This is a genomic window from Ruegeria sp. AM5 (assembly GCF_056540645.1).
This window is the reverse complement of record NZ_JBQFXC010000002.1, coordinates 580,558-597,093: the sequence shown is the minus strand read 5'-3', so window position 1 is coordinate 597,093 and position 16,536 is coordinate 580,558. Positions and strand designations below refer to the sequence as shown.

General features: G+C 56.0%; 17 protein-coding genes and 1 riboswitch. Of the genes, 4 read left to right on the top strand and 13 right to left on the bottom strand.

Annotated features, from left to right (window positions below):
• Positions 1–19 precede the first annotated feature (19 nt).
• The gene (locus ACR0AH_RS08545) at positions 20–1,768 is read left to right on the top strand and encodes an ABC transporter ATP-binding protein (protein WP_480591374.1); all 1,749 of its coding nucleotides are present in this window, start codon (positions 20–22) and stop codon (positions 1,766–1,768) included.
• The gene (locus tag ACR0AH_RS08540) at positions 1,758–2,687 is read left to right on the top strand and encodes a glycosyltransferase family 2 protein (RefSeq protein ID WP_480591371.1); all 930 of its coding nucleotides are present in this window, start codon (positions 1,758–1,760) and stop codon (positions 2,685–2,687) included. The genes ACR0AH_RS08545 and ACR0AH_RS08540 overlap by 11 nt, the downstream gene beginning before the upstream one ends.
• A gap of 258 nt (positions 2,688–2,945) precedes the next feature.
• Here ACR0AH_RS08540 and ACR0AH_RS08535 read toward each other — a convergent pair whose 3' ends face one another.
• The 13 genes from ACR0AH_RS08535 to ACR0AH_RS08475 all read right to left on the bottom strand — a co-directional run bounded on the left by ACR0AH_RS08535 (position 2,946) and on the right by ACR0AH_RS08475 (position 13,357).
• Positions 2,946–3,689 carry an ABC transporter permease gene (locus tag ACR0AH_RS08535; protein WP_480591368.1) on the bottom strand — a complete coding sequence of 248 codons (744 nt, stop codon included), beginning with the start codon at positions 3,687–3,689 and terminating at the stop codon, positions 2,946–2,948.
• A complete protein-coding gene (locus tag ACR0AH_RS08530; RefSeq protein ID WP_480591366.1) occupies positions 3,686–4,339 on the bottom strand; it encodes a TenA family protein in 654 nt (217 codons plus the stop codon). Before ACR0AH_RS08530 ends, ACR0AH_RS08535 begins: the two co-directional genes overlap by 4 nt.
• Complete coding sequence (locus tag ACR0AH_RS08525; protein WP_170663581.1) at positions 4,336–5,061, bottom strand: ABC transporter ATP-binding protein; 726 nt, start codon at positions 5,059–5,061, stop codon at positions 4,336–4,338. Before ACR0AH_RS08525 ends, ACR0AH_RS08530 begins: the two co-directional genes overlap by 4 nt.
• Positions 5,058–5,729: a thiaminase II gene (gene tenA / locus ACR0AH_RS08520; protein ID WP_170732810.1), complete on the bottom strand. Its 672-nt coding sequence runs from the start codon at positions 5,727–5,729 to the stop codon at positions 5,058–5,060. The genes ACR0AH_RS08525 and tenA overlap by 4 nt, the downstream gene beginning before the upstream one ends.
• Positions 5,726–6,634, bottom strand: coding sequence for an ABC transporter substrate-binding protein (locus tag ACR0AH_RS08515; protein ID WP_480591664.1), 909 nt, complete (start codon positions 6,632–6,634; stop codon positions 5,726–5,728). Before ACR0AH_RS08515 ends, tenA begins: the two co-directional genes overlap by 4 nt.
• A gap of 42 nt (positions 6,635–6,676) precedes the next feature.
• Positions 6,677–7,645: a ThiF family adenylyltransferase gene (locus ACR0AH_RS08510; protein WP_480591363.1), complete on the bottom strand. Its 969-nt coding sequence runs from the start codon at positions 7,643–7,645 to the stop codon at positions 6,677–6,679.
• On the bottom strand, positions 7,642–8,238 hold the full coding sequence (locus ACR0AH_RS08505) for a thiamine phosphate synthase (RefSeq protein ID WP_480591361.1): 597 nt from the start codon (positions 8,236–8,238) through the stop codon (positions 7,642–7,644). The genes ACR0AH_RS08510 and ACR0AH_RS08505 overlap by 4 nt, the downstream gene beginning before the upstream one ends.
• Positions 8,235–9,005, bottom strand: coding sequence for a thiazole synthase (locus ACR0AH_RS08500; RefSeq protein WP_480591358.1), 771 nt, complete (start codon positions 9,003–9,005; stop codon positions 8,235–8,237). The genes ACR0AH_RS08505 and ACR0AH_RS08500 overlap by 4 nt, the downstream gene beginning before the upstream one ends.
• A 1-nt stretch (position 9,006) precedes the next feature.
• Complete coding sequence (thiS, locus tag ACR0AH_RS08495) at positions 9,007–9,204, bottom strand: sulfur carrier protein ThiS (RefSeq protein ID WP_170732807.1); 198 nt, start codon at positions 9,202–9,204, stop codon at positions 9,007–9,009.
• On the bottom strand, positions 9,201–10,229 hold the full coding sequence (locus ACR0AH_RS08490) for an FAD-dependent oxidoreductase (protein ID WP_480591355.1): 1,029 nt from the start codon (positions 10,227–10,229) through the stop codon (positions 9,201–9,203). Before ACR0AH_RS08490 ends, thiS begins: the two co-directional genes overlap by 4 nt.
• Positions 10,226–11,014, bottom strand: coding sequence for a bifunctional hydroxymethylpyrimidine kinase/phosphomethylpyrimidine kinase (thiD, locus tag ACR0AH_RS08485; RefSeq protein WP_480591352.1), 789 nt, complete (start codon positions 11,012–11,014; stop codon positions 10,226–10,228). Before thiD ends, ACR0AH_RS08490 begins: the two co-directional genes overlap by 4 nt.
• Before the next feature lie 79 nt (positions 11,015–11,093).
• Positions 11,094–11,194: riboswitch (TPP riboswitch) on the bottom strand.
• 399 nt (positions 11,195–11,593) lie between these two features.
• Entirely contained in the window at positions 11,594–12,289 is a 696-nt protein-coding gene (locus ACR0AH_RS08480) for an FkbM family methyltransferase (RefSeq protein WP_170732804.1), read from the bottom strand.
• 72 nt (positions 12,290–12,361) lie between these two features.
• Entirely contained in the window at positions 12,362–13,357 is a 996-nt protein-coding gene (locus ACR0AH_RS08475) for a glycosyltransferase family 2 protein (RefSeq protein WP_480591349.1), read from the bottom strand.
• Between the two features lie 588 nt (positions 13,358–13,945).
• Between ACR0AH_RS08475 and ACR0AH_RS08470 the strand changes: the two genes are divergently transcribed.
• Together ACR0AH_RS08470 and ACR0AH_RS08465 are read left to right on the top strand one after the other, a co-directional pair.
• Complete coding sequence (locus ACR0AH_RS08470; RefSeq protein WP_170394191.1) at positions 13,946–14,704, top strand: hypothetical protein; 759 nt, start codon at positions 13,946–13,948, stop codon at positions 14,702–14,704.
• Between the two features lie 522 nt (positions 14,705–15,226).
• Positions 15,227–16,357 (top strand): glycosyltransferase family 61 protein, encoded by a 1,131-nt coding sequence (locus ACR0AH_RS08465; RefSeq protein WP_480591346.1) that lies wholly within the window; start codon positions 15,227–15,229, stop codon positions 16,355–16,357.
• Positions 16,358–16,536 lie beyond the last annotated feature (179 nt).

The window sequence follows — 16,536 nt, the reverse complement described above, 5'->3', positions numbered from 1 at the left end:
ATCAAAATTTGCGGCTGTATTGAGTGATTCCGTCCTGTGGCGACTGCTCTCCGAGAATATGCGCGAGCAAGCGGTACCTTATACGATCGCGATCATCGCGATGGTATTTGTTGCGGCAACCACCGCAGGTATCGCATTTATCATGCGTGATGTGGTGGATTCGCTGTTTGACAGTGAAAACTCAGCCAAGATTTTCGGCGTTTCGATGGCCGTATTCTCGATCTTCCTGGTCAAAGGGATTGCGACTTACGTTCAAATTGTGGCTCTGACCCGTGCCGGTAACCGGATCGTCTCGAAACAGCAGATCAAGCTTTACGACAAGCTTTTGCGGCAAGGGGTGTCATTCTTCAATTTGACCGAAAGCTCGGATCTGTTGTTGAAGGTGACACAAACCGCCCAGGCTGCGCGCACGGTGATCGAGATCATGGTGACCACTGCGGTGCGCGATATGCTTACATTGTTTGGTCTTTTGGCCGTGATGTTCTACCAGCAACCGATCTTGTCTTTGTTTACGCTTATCGTCGGCCCTTTGGCGATCTTGGGTGTTCGCATGCTGCTTCGCAAAGTGCGAGAGATTGCGGATATGGAGCTGCAATCGATGGGCGCGATCATGAAGGTCATTCAAGAAACCTCGGCTGGTATACGTGTGGTCAAGTCCTTCGGATTGGAAGAGCGCATGGCCCTCGAGATGAATTCGGCGGTGAAAAGCGTTGAGAAGCGCCGCAACAAGCTTGCGCGTTTGCAAGCTGCGACGAGCCCGCTGACGGATATCCTGGCCGGGTTTGCAATTGCCTCGGTCATCGGGTTGAGCGCTGGTAAGCTGTTTGGCGCTGCAGCGTCCACTCCGGGTGAACTGATGTCGTTCGTGACCGCTGTGATGATGGCCTACGAGCCCGCGAAGCGCCTGACGAAGGTGCGGGTGAAGATGGAGTTGGGTCTGCGCCGGGTGCAGATGTTGTTCAATATGTTGGACGAGCCTGAAACTCTGCCGGAAGAGGCCAATCCCCAAAGCCTGCCTGATGGTCCGCGAGAGGTGGTGTTCGACGACGTCACTTTCGGCTACCGTCGTCGCGATCCGATCCTGAAAGGGCTTTCGTTGACGTTCGAAGCTGGCAAGACCACCGCTCTGGTTGGTCTGTCCGGCGGCGGCAAGTCGACCATTTTGAATTTGGCCCTGCGCCTTTATGACCCGACCAGTGGTTCGGTATCGATCGATGGTCAGGATATCAAGTACGCCTCGTTCAAATCACTGCGCCAGAACATGTCGTTCGTCGGGCAAGAGACGTTTCTGTTTTCGGCCTCAATCGCCGACAACATCCGTTTTGGCCGTGAGGGTGCCTCGCAAGACGACGTGATCGAGGCTGCCAAGGCCGCGAATGCCTATGACTTCATCATGTCGCTTGAGAAAGGCTTTGACACTCTGGTTGGTGAAAATGGTGCCTTCCTGTCCGGTGGTCAAAAACAGCGCCTTGCGATTGCGCGCGCGCTTCTGCGCGACAGCCCGATCCTGCTGCTGGACGAACCAACTAGTGCGCTGGACTCGCGGTCGGAACATCTGGTTCAGGAAGCCTTGGGCCGCCTGACCGAAGGGCGTACGACAATCATCGTGGCTCACAGGCTTTCAACCATCATGCATGCGGACAAGATCGTCGTGATTGAGGCTGGTGAAGTTCTTGAGCAGGGCAGCGCCCAACAGTTGCTGAAGAAACCGGGGCCATTCAAAACTCTGTATGACCATCAGTACTCGAACGCCGTCAATGCCGAATGATCCCGACGTGATCCAACGGCCTGACATTACACAGGCGCGTTCGCCCCTGAGCGCGTCAGTGATCATCCCGACCTATCAAAGCTGGGACCAATTGCAGCTTTGTCTGGATGGGCTCGCCTCTCAGACACTGAACACAAACCAGTTCGAGATACTTGCAGTCAACAATGACCCGACCGACCCCATGCCCAACGGGTTTCGCCTGCCCGCCAACGCCCGCATTCTAAGTGAGGCAAAACCCGGCTCATACGCAGCGCGCAACCGAGGAATCGAAGAAGCCGCCTCGGAGCTGCTGTTTTTCACCGACTCCGATTGTCAGCCTGACCCGCTCTATCTAGAGGCCGGGTTGAAAATAGCCGAAGACCACCCCGAGGTTAATCGCTTTGGCGGCAATGTTGTGCTGATCCCGAACGGGCAGGATTGGAAGACGACCGAACTCTATGATGTTCATTTGGGGTTAGAGCAAAAAAAATGGGTGGAACGGGGGCGTGCGGTTACGGCCAATCTGATCGTACGGCGGGAGCTTATGGATCGCATCGGTCGGTTCAACGACACGGTGTTGTCCGGCGGGGACATGGAATGGAATGATCGTGCTCAATCTGCGGGCGAAGCGATTGTGTTTGCCGAAGACGCCATCGTCCGTCATCCGGCGCGCGACAGTCTTGAGGATCACATCACCAAAGCCCGTCGTATTGAGGGGGCTAGGCTGCGCCGCAATGCCAAGCGCGGCATCGTTAATTACATCCCGCCTTTGCAGAAATTGATCCCTTCCTTCAAGACGTTAAAAAATCTCCTGAGGAATCAGGATCTGTCAACCAAACAGGCTTTTGGTGTGTGGGGCGTTCACTATGTGATCCGCGTTGCAAAAATTACGGAAACCGTTCGACTTCTCTGGATGCGGAGGCCTGACCAGCGGAAGTAGTGGCCACTGGCAAAGATAAACCACCTTCAGACCATGACGCTACGCGTTCTGGTTCGGCTTAATTCAAGTTGATCCTTACGGTAGGACTCTTGGACAAGTGACTGCGGCACACTCTGCGTTCGCCGCTCGACCAATTAGCTTTGTTTAACATGGCGCTCTGGAAATCAATGTACTCTAGCATTGAGCTCTTTCATCACAGCTGGTGGCACGATTAAAGTCGATCTCCGCGTTCGTGTATATTGATGTTCAGTACTTTGTTCATATCTGATCACGCTGATCCAGGTACCGATTGCACAGGGCATTGACTGTTGCGTGCAGGATGATGGTAAGTAGCGCCAACACGATTAGCGCGGCGAACATCAGGTCGGTTTTGGCACGGCCATTGGCCAGCAACATCAGATATCCCAGCCCACGCGACGCTCCGACCCATTCACCGATGACGGCACCGATCGGGGCATAGACGGCAGCCAGACGCAGGCCGCTGGCAAATCCGGGCAGAGCAGATGGAATACGGATGTGCCACATTACTCGGGCAGGTGACGCCCCCATGACCCGAGCCAGATCCAGCCAGTCGCGATTACTGCGCATCAGTGCATCAAAGAAAGACGAAGTAACCGGGAAATAAATGATCAGCAGCGCCATGGCGATTTTGGCCTCGAGCCCGAAGCCAAGCCACAGGGTCAGAATCGGTGCGAGGGCAAAGACGGGGATGGTCTGGGAAAACACCAAAATTGGTCGCACCAGCGCGCGTGCTAGCGGTGAGGCGGCAAGGCCGATGGCCGACAGCCCGCCCAGCACTGCGCCAAGGGCCAGCCCGATTAGCACTTCGGTCGCGGTGACCAGTCCATGTTCCAGCAGAAGGTTGCGGCTGTTCCAAATGGTTTCGGAAACCAACGCTGGCGGGGGCAAGATAAATCGCGGCAAGCCGGTGGCCCAGACCACCAGTTGCCAAAGCGACACTGCCACTGCGGCTGCAGCGATTCCTACAGGCCAACCTGTCATCGGGCAACCGGGAATCCTGCCCATGCGGCATCGAAAAAGGCGCGCTCTAGGGCCACGGCTTTTTCGAAGGTGGCGGCAACCTCGGCCTGCGCCTGGTCCGAAAGGGTCGGCCAGATCGCATCCAATTGCTCACGCAGATAGGCCACCACACTTTCGAACCCGTCGCCGGAGTGCAGGGTGATCCATTCACCCAGCCAGAACGGCAGATTATCGGCGCGGTTTTCGACCGGGCTAGCCCAATCCAGATAGACCCATTCCGCAACGACCAAGACCGCCAGCATCCGCTCATAACGCCCTGATGCACGAGCCTCGTCCATCAGGGCTTGAAACGCCAGTGTTTCGGGTGCGGCTTCGCTTGCCTGCGGCACATCCAGCGCGCTGAATGCACGCAAAAAATAGGTGTTCTCCGGCCCGCAGATCTGACCTAGAAAATGTGCGCCCGGCACAGCATCGGCGAGGTTGGGTGCATGCGCCACTGCTGAGGCCAGCAGCCGCACAAAGCCTTCCACGAAAAGGTAATCCTGCTGTAAATAGCCAGCCATTTTGTCGTGATCGAGCATTCCGGTTGCCAGCGCATTGGTAAAGTCATGTGTCGTGGCCGCTGTCCAGTCGTCCTGGTTCAGCGCCCTGAGAGTTTCGCTTGCGCTCATCTGTTCGTCCTGAGTTGTTGAAGCAGGGCGGCCTGGATGCCCAGCACGCCCGGATCATCAACAGGGCGCGGGATGCTGCCCATTGGAGTTTCGACCGGGTGCAGCCCGTCGCGCGTCATGATCATGATGTTCTGCCCCAGCCGCGCCACTTCGGCCGGGTCATGGGTGATAAGCAGCACCGTACGTCCCTTCAGCAGCTGTGCGGTGAGGTCCTGCATATGCACCCGAGTCAGGGCATCAAGGGCTGAAAATGGTTCGTCCAGCAACACAATGGGGCGGTCTTCCATCAGGGTTCGGGCCAAAGCCACGCGCTGTCTTTGCCCACCGGAGAGCTTTCCCGGTTTCTTGCCCAGATGTGTGCCTAGCCCAACTTGCTCCAGTACCTGCTCGGCCCGGCCCCGATCGAATTTCTCGCCGCGCAATCGTGCTCCTATTGCCACATTGTCGAGCGCTGATAGCCAAGGCAGCAACAAATCACTCTGCGCCATTAAGGCCACCCGCCCGGCCAGCGCGCCACCGTCCGAGGCCCAGATTTCACCGTCCAAAGAAACATGGTCTCCCAGTCCGGCCAGCAGCTTGAGCACTGTGGATTTGCCCACACCACTGGCCCCCAGAAGACAGGTCCACCGCCCTGCATCAAGTCGCAGATCAATGCCGCGCGCGATGGATGTGTCGCCAATCGACAGTGATCCGCGCAGATATAGGGCGGGGGCCGGGCTCATGGCTGCGATGCCATGCCCCAAAAGCCGACCTCAAGCTCGGTCGCCTTGTGGAAGCGGTCGCAAAGATTTGCCCAACGTGGGCAGTTTTGCGGGTCATCCCCGATGCGCCGCGCTACCACGCCATCGATCAGCGCGCCAACATCGCAGCAGACCTGTTGGTAATCTTCCCCGCCATAAGTGTTGATCCAATCGGCATAGGTTTCCGAGGTCTTTGTCGCCGAAAGCTCTGCCCCGATCTCACCATAGCCCATGACGCAGGGGGCCAGTGTGGCCAGAAGATCAAGCATATCCCCGGAATGCCCGGCATCCAGTACATAGCGTGTATAGGCAAGATTAGCCTGACGCTCTTGCGTTGCAAAAAGTTCTTCCTCGGAAATCCCAGCCTCGGCGCAGATGCCGATATGCAGGGCAAGCTCGTCATTGATCAGTGCATTCACTGTCCCCGCGGCGAGGCGCATATCCGCGACGGACTCGGCCTTGGTCACCACTAGCGCCCAAGCGCGGGCGAAATGGATCAAAAAAACGTAGTCCTGTTTGAGATAGTGCAAAAACGCCGCGCGCGGGAGGGTTCCATCACCCATGCCCCGCACGAATGCATGGCGGGTATAGGCAGCCCAGGTTTCCCCGGCCGCCGCTCGCCATGCCTCAAATGAGGTGCCGTAGTTCATTGTGCCCCCAGATCGACTGCGATTTTCGATACCGGGCGGGTGCCCTCGACTAGGCCGCTTTTGGCCAGAAATTCCTCGAAGCGGATATAGCGGCCTTCGTCCAGCGCCTCAGGACGCAAGGCAAAGCGGGGTAGGGTGTCGACCCAAGCCTTTGCATTCAGCTCGTCGTCCAGCTCTTCCGCGTAGCTTTTGAAAACCTCCCAGCTTTCATCCGGGTTGTTGACGATGTATTGCGTGGCCAGCTCGGTGGCGCGCAGGAAGCGGCGCACCTTGTCCTTGTCCATCAGCTCGGGGTTGGCGACATAGATCAGCTCGTCATATGTCGGCACGCCTTCTTCTTCGACATAGAAGCATCGGCCTTCGACGCCTTCGATTTCCATCTGATTCAGCTCAAAATTGCGATAGGCACCTATCACCGCATCGACCTGCCCCGACATGACCGAGGGGCTGAGCGAGAAGTTGACGTTGATCATCTCGATCTCGTCCAGCGCGACGCCGTGCTTGCCCAGCATGGCGCCCAGCACTGCCTCTTCCACGCCAGCGACCGAGAACCCGATCTTGCCGCCCTTTAGCTGGCTGATCTCTTGGATCGGGCCGTCCTTTAGTGTCAGAAGACAGCTGAGTGGCGTTGCCACAAGTGTACCTACGCGCATCAGCGGCAGACCTTCGGCTACCTGGAGGTGCTGGTTTGGTTGATAGCTCACGGCGATGTCACCCTGCCCGGCGGCTACCAGTTTCGGTGGGGCCGAGGGATCAGCAGGCGGCACAATCTCGACCTCAAGATTCTGGTCTGCGAAATAACCTTTTTGCTGCGCTACGATGATCGGACCGTGATCAGGGTTTACGAACCAATCCAGCAGCAGAGTCATCTTGTCTTGTGCCAGCGCCGGTGTAGCCATCAGCATCGCCGCTACGGTCAGAAAATGTTTCAATTCGGTTTCCTCGTTTCAGTTGTTGTCACCAAGGGCCAGAAGCTTGATTTCGGGCCCGTTTTTCGTGGAAATCCGCATCGCAGCCTGCCAGGCCCGAAGACCGGAACGGCAGGCAAGGATGAGGCGTCTGTTGTTTTGCAAAAGGGGGTCACGCGGATCGATTTCATCGACACTGAGGCGCTGAGCCCCGGCCAGCTCCGGGCCAGTTTCATCTGCGGCGCGTAGGTCGATTACCAGATCGTCGGCCCGAAGCATCTCTTGCGCTATGAAGTCCGGCACTGGTGCGGGATCCGGCGCGCCGTCAAAGCGAAAACCGCCAAAGCGCATGCTGGTGGCCTCATAGGTCACCAGACGCCCCATTGGCGTAAGGTCCCCGCTCAGCACCGCAACCGCGATCTGCGCTTGCAGACTGCCGATCATACCCACCGTCGGGCCAAGCACGCCATCGGCGTCACAGGAACCCAGCCTTGCAGGCAGATCCGGGAACAGCGCGCGCAGACCCGGAGCCTTGTGGCAGAAGCCCCCGACATAGCCCTCCGAGCCCACCACGCTGGCGCTGATCAGCGGCAAATCGGCATCAAGGCAAACATCCGAGGCCACATAGCTGGCGGCAAAACTGTCGGCACAATCCAGCACCAGATTGATGCCCTGACAAAGTTGCGAGGCATTGGCCGGATCAAAGCGGGTTTCGACCGGTTCGATCCGCACCTCATCATTCAGCGCCATCATTTCACGTGCTGCCACCTGCACTTTGGATTGCCCTATGTCGCGTTCACGGAACAGCGTTTGGCGGTGCAGGTTCGACAGGCTGATCTTGTCAGCATCAACCAAACGGATACGTCCCACACCGGCCCCGACCAGATATTGCAGCACTGGTGCGGCAAGCCCTCCTGCGCCAATCACCAGTACATGCGCGGTGCGCAGGTTTTCCTGCCCCGACGCGCCAAAGCCAAGTACAGCAATCTGGCGTGCATAGCGGCTCATAGGCAGATCCTTAGCCATTCGCGTACACGGGCTTCTGGGTCGTCCTTCAAGGTGATGTCGGTCACGGCGGACACGATGTCGGCCCCGGCGGCGAACGCACCCTGCGCGCGCTCGACCGACATGCCACCTATCGCCACAAGCGGAATAGGTCCGATCCGCGCCTTCCAGTCGGTCAGCTTTTCGACACCCTGCTGGTGCCATTTCATCTTTTTAAGAATGGTCGGATGAACGGGCCCGAGTGCCACATAGTCAGGCCGCAAAGCCAGCGCACGCTCAAGCTCTGCTTCGTCATGGGTTGAGACTCCAAGTTTCAATCCAGCAGCTCGGATCGCGTCAAGGTCAGCGGTATCCAGATCTTCCTGCCCTAGGTGCACCCAGTCGCAGTCAAGCTCAATCGCCAGTTCCCAATAGTCATTGACCACCAACAGCGCGCCGTGGTCGCGGCACAAATCCCGCGCCTCCGCCAACTGCGCGCGCACCGCATCCAGGGGATGTTCCTTGATGCGCAGCTGCACCAACCGCACTCCGAGCGGCAGCATTCGGCGCAGCCATGAGATGTCATCGAATATCGGGTAGAACGACGGCAGCGTCACAGCATGGCCTTTCCGAAAACAGGTGTTGAGGGCGAGGCCATGTCGCGCGGTTCCATAGCATCGGCACCGAAGGCCAAGGCACCGGCTTCAACCGCGCGGGCAAACGCTTGGGCCATCGCCGCCGGATCACCTGCCTTAGCGACCGCCGTGTTCAGCAGCACCGCATCATAGCCGATTTCGATGGCCTGTGCCGCCTGTGATGGCAGGCCCAGCCCTGCATCAACCACAACAGGCACCTCGGGAAAATGAGCCCGTACCGAGCGAAGGCCGTAAAGGTTGTTCAGCCCCAGTCCGGTGCCGATCGGCGCCCCCCAAGGCATCAACACACGACAGCCTGCCTCGATCAGTTTCTCGCACAGCACCAGATCTTCGGTGCAATAGGGGAAGACGTCGAACCCATCGTCGGCAAGGATGCGCGCCGCCTCCACAAGGCCGAACGGGTCGGGCTGCAGAGTGTCGGCATGGCCGATCACCTCAAGCTTGATCCAGTTGGTCTCGAAAAGTTCGCGCGCCATCTGCGCCGTAGTGACCGCTTCGCGTACTGAGTAGCACCCGGCGGTATTGGGCAACACCTCGACACCCAAATCACGGATCAGAGACCAGAAATCCTGCCCGGCCCTTTCACCACCCGCCTCGCGACGCAGCGACACCGTGGCAATGCCTGCGCCCGAACGTCGAAACGCATCGGCGAGCACTGCGGGCGACGGATACTGCGCGGTGCCCAACATCAGGCGCGACGCTATTTCCTTGCCGTAGAATTCCGGCATGTCAGCCCCCCTGCCGCGGCGAAACCAGCTCGATCCGGTCCCCATCGGAAAGCATTTGCGCCGCACGTGTTGATGCCGGAACGAACACCTCGTTCACCGCCGTGGCCAGTTTGTCATTGCCTTTGCCTAGTTCGACCAGAAGATCGGCAAGGCTGGGGCCCTTGGCCTCGGTGACCTCACCATTCACCATCAGTTTCATGTGGTTCTCCCCAGCGTTTCATACGCGCTTTTCGTGCCTTCGCAGTTCTCGTACCAAAGCGCGGGCTGCGTGCCGCAGGTCACCAGATCTGCCACCATCCCCGCCAACGCCGGAGCAAGCAGATAGCCATGGCGGTACAGCCCGTTCACCATGATGCGATCTTCGAAATGGCGGATGCGCGGCTGATTGTCCGCAAAGGCCGGGCGGGCATCGACGCCAATTTCCAGCAGCTCGGCCTCACCAAATGCCGGGTGCAGCGCATAGGCCGCATTCATTAGTTCCATCACGGATCGCAGGCTTGCGCGGGTGCGCTGCCCACTTTCGATCTGGGTTGCGCCCAACATGAATACGCCATCGCCGCGCGGTACAATGTAGAGCGGGAAACGAGGATGCAGCAGCCGCACGGGACGCGACAGTGACACATCCGGGCAGCGCACGATGAGCATCTCACCCTTGACCCCGCGCAAATCGCTCAGCCGATCCTGCGCGGCGAGACCACGGCAGTCGATGACCTGACCCAGCGTTTCGCCTGCAGTCAGAAACTCAACGCCCGAAGCCACCAGGTGTGCATGCAACCCGGTCAACATCGGGCGGGGATTGAGATGCGCTTCACTTGCGATGAACAACGCCTTGCCGAATTGCTCGGCCAAATGCTGCTCGTGGAGCGCGATGCCCTCGCGGTCCAGCCATTCCACGCCTTCGGCGCGCCGTGCAAACATCGTCAGCTCGCTCTGATCCCGGCCCAGAGCGACAACCAAGGTACCGTTCCGGGTCACATCCAGACCGAACTGCGCCCCCTGCTTTTGCCACCAATCCGCTGCTTTACACCCGTGTTCCACCACGGGCTGTTCGGCGACTGCGCCCTCGCATTTCGGTGCCAACATGCCCCCGGCCCACCAGCTGCAGGAATGCGTATTCACGGGACCTGCCGGGTCGATCATCCGTACGGAAACACGGCGTGACACCAGCTCGGCTGCCACGCAAAGCCCGGCAACCCCTGCACCCAGTATGGTGACAGCGCTCATGCCCACATCTCGTGAAAATGATGCACCGGGCCGTGGCCTTGTCCAATCTCCAACCCGTCGGCACGTTTTATTGCAGCGTGCAGCCAGCCATGCGCCCGCCGCACCGCGGCCTCAGGATCCATGCCGCGCGCCAGGCAGCCCGCAATTGCTGCGGAATAACTGCAGCCAGTACCATGCGTGTTGCGGGTCGCGATCCGCGGTGCCCCCAGCGTGACAACGAACCCTGACTTTGCCAGCACATCAAGGCACTCAATGCCATCGGCATGGCCGCCCTTGATCAGAACCGCCTTAGGACCTAGCGCCAGCAACGGCGCAACCAGTCCGGCACTGTCGCCCTTATGGGTTTGTCCCAGCAGCTTGTCCGCCTCGGGCAGGTTTGGTGTCAGCAGGTCAGCGCGCGGCAGAAGATACTGCTTCAGCGCGGCAATCGCTTGATCTTCAAGCAGGGCGACCCCGGATTTCGCCACCATGACGGGGTCGAGGACGACAGGTCCGGAAAAACCTTCCAATGCACGGGCCACTGTTTCGACCAATGATGGCGTGCCCAGCATTCCGATCTTGATGGCGTCTATGCGGATGTCGTCCAGGACCGCCTTGATCTGAGCCGCGACAATATTGTCGGGTACCGGATGTACTGCGGTCACGTCACAGGTATTCTGCGCGGTTATCGCGGTGACCACGCTGCAACCGAACACGCCCATTGCGCCGAATGATTTAAGATCTGCCTGAATTCCCGCGCCGCCCCCGCTGTCGGAACCGGCAATCGTCAATGCTGTCGCAACCATGGCACATCCCTCATTGTCATGGTCAGGATGTGCGTGGAAAGACCCGTAGCCTGCATTGTGACACGAGTTGTGACACGGGGCGCCCGGTATGTCTGTTTCCTCCGCCGGTCCTAACCGGGTCAGGTTCAATGGGTTTGCAAGTCAGCATCTCAGCCCCGAGGGGCACCCCAACAGATGGTTACCGACTATTGATGAGATCAGGTCTCGTCAACAGTTTTGTTGCACACAGTTTGATGGGTGCGGCTTCGCTTTGAGCTTTGCAGTTAACTCGGGGTGTTGCCGGTGTCGCAAAATGGTGGTGTTTCCAGATGCTATGACCGGAAAACGGCACAATAAGACAGGGACACTCAGCGCCGACATCGTGGTCGTTGACCCAGCCCCGCGATCCGAAACTGAAGGCAGAAACAGTTTTTTTGAGATTCTGTCACAAGTTACTGCTCATAGATGCAGATAGTTGCAGCGCGTGAATTGCGATGGGCAAATTCAGGTCACAAGCCGGCCGATAGTCTCATTTCAGGGCGCTCAACTGGCTTGGCCAAATCACCTAACCCGAAAATTGCCCATCGCAATGAAGAGGGCTCAGCCAATATCTCGCGTGCAGGTCCAAACGACCCTCCAAGACAAATCGTCCAGCCGCAGAAAACCCGCGTTAGAAAGAATCCTTTTACAGGCCCGTACACCTTTGTGCCCATAAATGAGGCGATGGAATTCAATAACAATGGCTCGAATGCCCGACAGGTCCGCATTCCTCAAGAAATCCAGTTCCGCCCCCTCAATATCCATCACAAGAACCGTCGGAGCGAACTCTCGTTTCACCGCTTCGAAGTCCGCTTTAGCTACGCGCACTGATGTTATTGATTCACCTTCATTATCAAAAACTGAAGACCCTAGATATGAAGCGTCAATATGAAACGGAATAGAGTCGGGATCCTTTGGATTGGCGCTTAGTATCGCATTCCGGACTTCGATCCGGTCTGAAAGCCCATTTAGGGCATGTAAACGACGGATGTGTGGAATTAGATTTGGATTGGCTTCAAAACTGAGAATAGCCTCTGGTTTGTTCTCGAGCGCGACAACACCACTCACGATACCCAGCCCGGCGCCCATTTCCAGAATACGATCCTCAGGTTGAACGACGCTCAAAGCGCCATCCATTTCCCAGCTTTCATAATTGTCCTGCTCGATCAGATTTATAATCGTTTCGTCCAGAAATGGCGATGAAGGTATCTTCAATCCACGGTACTGGATCGCAACATCAGGGTTCGTTTCGGTCATTCTTGCTCCATTCCAAGGATGAGCGGTCGGTAGAGCATGTTTTGTATAAGGTCAGACTATTTGCATCAAACATCATGTCGGTAATCTCGCATAGAGGTCCGACATATTCATCTTCAGAACATCGTTGAACCACTCAACCGACAAATCAAACTCGTGGTCAGGATAATAGGTATCCAAACCCCGGAAAGGGCGGACCTGCACATCATCGAGAAGACCATGACCCCTTAGTCTTTCTTCGGTGTCCTTGTCGTATTTTCGGATAATGTCATGAAGCTCTTGAACAGCGTTCAAAGAAGATGAATTTTTCAGGAATTGGACCTGTTCATAGCGGAAATCGTTGCTGCCCTTAGGTGATTCATATGTGCCCATATCATGATATCTCAGCAATTTGAGCATCCAGTGGATTTCGGTCAGTCCGTCAAAGTGACAAATGACCGATTGTTGAGAAACATGTCGCTTGATGTTGCCTCTCCACCGCTGTGGCGCATGAACACCTAACTTGATGTTTTTCCCCGTTCGGGTGGCGCTTTTTCCGAAACGATGCGCACAAAATCCTCTGTCGCTGTACTTGAGTCGTTCTTCTCCGAATAAGCTTCGGGCGACATAGCCGCGGGTGTGCTTAGGCTTCAGCATAAGACCACCAAAAAGTCCGGGTGTGGTGTCCTCGGTCGAAAACACGCGCTCGCCATTAGGAATTGAAATCGTATCAACATCCGAGGGCAGGTCAGCAAGCTCTTGCGCAAAATCATCGGCTTGCAGATACTCGTCCGCATCGAGGAAAAGCATCCAATCGACCGTTGCTTCTCGATAGGCTTTTGTCGCTATCAGTCTTTGGCGTCTGAAACTGTTTTCTGGATAAGCACAGTCCCAGTTTCTTCGAAAAAACGTGTCATCCATCACTTCAACGCGACAGTTCGGTATCTGAGCCAGAAGTTGCCGCGCTTTCGGATCATCACCATCCAGAAAGATAAAGATCTCTTGCGCGCTGAGTGACGCATAATAGGAAGCAAATATAGCCACCAGCTCTGGCGGCTCTTTGACCATGGTAACGACACCCCAGGTGGCCATCTTTAAAGGAGTCCTGTGTTTGGGAAGGGCCAAAATCCCTGATTGCACGTCTTTAGAGTCACCGGCTTCCTCTATTGCCCAATAAGTCTGGATTTGTGGCAACCTTGATCGGTGAATTTTCCGCCTTAAGCAAGAGCATCCTGAGGTCTTATTGGACGATCCGATTTAAGACAGTTTGGGTGATCTTGCGACCTTTGTCGGGGAGGACTGAGAAAATTGGACCAAAGTTGAGGTAACCAAACAATTACTGCTTATTGCGAGCCCCTAAAGTTTGATCGTTACCGCTCGTTCTTTTTCGCGAAACACAAAGGTGCGAGAATTCTGACTAACGGACCTGCGCTACAGACAGTTCATATTGGACGGTTGGGTCACCATCACAATTGCGCTTGTATCGGGATCATTAAACCAGTGGATCGAATACCGGAGCCATGCTAATGCGGAGCAAGCGAAAAATATAACGGGCATTGATCCAGCATGGAAATTTCTCCAGTAATTTCATCGTTTTGGCATGGATCCAGTCTGACTTTTTTCGAGCAACTCTGCCTCAAAAGCTTTGTGGATCACGGCCATAAGGTCAAGTTGTACTCTTTGAATGAAATCACGAATACGCCACCGGGCGTTGAAAATGCGGATGCACGTATTTTCTTACCTGACCACCTGAAAATATGGCGAAACGAAAAGCGAAACAGCGCTTATGCCCCGTTGTCGGATTTTTTCAGGATCAACATGCTTCGGGAATCCGACGAAATCTGGATGGATTGCGATATGCTGTGTATGCAGCCGATCCCCGACATTCCGTATGTTTTCGCAAAAGAGAAACGCTATTTTAACAATGCGGCTCTCCGGTTGCCGCACAGTTCTCCAACATTGCAAGGTATGTATGACTTTATGAACGGGTCTGAGATCGTGATCCCCAATGACTGGCCGTGGAAAAAAAATATTGATGTTTCCATCGGCAAGTCCAATGAAGATGGCTCTTTCTCGGTACCGTTGGAAAACCTGTCGCAGCTGCCATTTTATACGTTCGGGCCTCAGGCTATCTCTTATTTTCTGGGCAAAAACGGTGAAGTTAAACACGCCCTGCCACCCGAGTCATTCTATTCCCAAGAACCTACAGCCATGCGCTTGAATTATTTTCGGCCGCGGTTTTCCCGCATATCGCTCGATGAAAACGCGTTGGGGGTTCATCACATTGGCGGCTCAAGCATGCGCAAGAAATACAATATGGACGGTGGGTTTCCTTTGCCGCATCCCAACAGCCAGGTCGCCAAGCTATGCAAGAAACATGACATCGATCCCTCTAAGGCGATGCCACAGGATGTGCTGAAGTCTGTTGACCAAGATTAAAATGTCTGGGCAAGTCAGAAGCGCCAGTATGTGTCCAAGTTTCGGACGATCGGAATCAAAAACACTAGGCGTCATCTGCTAACACCGTAGTGCCAAGTTGTTCGGCAGACAGTTCCCCAACCGGCCACTGTATTGAGTACAACGTGCAACAACTTGGCAATCAAAGTAATGGCGGTCGCTTCAGGCAAGGATGATAAACTGCGACACTGTCAACATATTCGATTGTCTTCCTACGGATAGAGCCTTTACTTTTTCTGGCGTAGAAATTTCACTACGATTACTTGCAGCGGCGCAGGTACGGCCATATCAGAATACTGGGGTGAATAGGGCCGAATGTTATGAAGCCCGAACACAGATCTTGGATTAATCTGGGGTCCAGTTTATGGGATAGGCGAATGTCAAAGAAGCTGGCTACAGATCACAAGGATATTCGCCGATCATCTATCCCGGCCTTTAACACCAGTAGACCGACTAAAAGCATGTCTTTGTCGACCCGGTCGCTCTGACCGGGTGTGAACAAAGATGTCTACGCTTAACGATAATGATCTGAACCAACCTCCTCAGCCTGATCAAGGATGGTCACGTGAACTTGTTGCACTTGAGCGGGCTATCGTGGTTCCGCCCGCAGTCTCCGATACGGTGCAGGAAGCCGGTGTTCTGACTGAAGACCGGGAATATTGCGCGCATGGGGCGCTTTGGCGGGGAAAGCGTGCCATGACCACCCAACCGGTATCGCCAACAGACCCTTTGCCGCAATTGCCGGGTCGCTGGCTTTATGCCGGGCTGTTATGGGTACACTTTGGTCATTTCCTGGCTGAAAGCACCGCACGTCTTTGGCCGCTGCCGGCAATCGCGAAGGATATTGATGGGGTCCTCTTTACCCCCAAGCGACCCGCCAATGGGGATGAAACACGTCCTATGCAGCATAATTTTTTTACGCTTCTGGGTATTGATCTTCCAATCAAAGTGGTGACCGAGCCAACTCAGATAGAACATCTGCATGTGCCCGGTCAGGGGTTTGGGCTGGGCCCGATTGTGGCGGGAACGCCTGAATATCGTGCCTTGATCCATCAAAATTTTGGCGCCGACGTTCCCCCTGATGGGCCGGAGCGACTTTATATCTCGCGCGCAGGTCTTGGAATACGGCGGGGTGGCGTTATCGGAGAAGAGTTTCTCGAAGAGAATTTGCGCCAGAACGGGTACGAGATTTTCTATCCGGAACAACACCCGATGGAAAAGCAGATCGCGCGTTACAAAGCCGCCCGTCAGATCGTTGCACTAGACGGGTCGGCACTGCATCTTTTTGCTCTGGTAGGCCGTCCAGATCAGCAGGTTGCAATGATCCCGCGCCGCACTTCTTCGGTGCATCACAATATCTCAGCTCAGCTAGCGGCCTTTTGCGGGCAAGAGCCTTTAGTCGCCAATGCCATTCGCACTGATTGGGTATTGGCTTCGCGCGGTCGCCCCAACCGCCATTCACTTGGAGAGCTTGACATGTCCAGATTGCACAAAATGCTTGCCGATGCAGGATTTGTCTCACCTGATCTGGCCTGGGAAGAAATGTTCTGGCGGCAGCGGCGGCGAACCATCCGAAAACTGGAAAAAGCCCTTGGCGACCAGCTGGTTCCCATCCATCAAGAGCCCGCTGACTAATGCAGCTAATCCTGGATATATGCGATACAGCTCGGGATCAGGCGCGCCAAGCCAATGGGGTTGCGTCTGTTTTGAGTATCGATAATGCGGATTTGCAGCAGCAACTGGTTACGTTCGCGCAGATTACGCGGCGAAGACGTGCAAAGGCCGAGCCGCCCGAATTTTTGCCCGCACTCGCC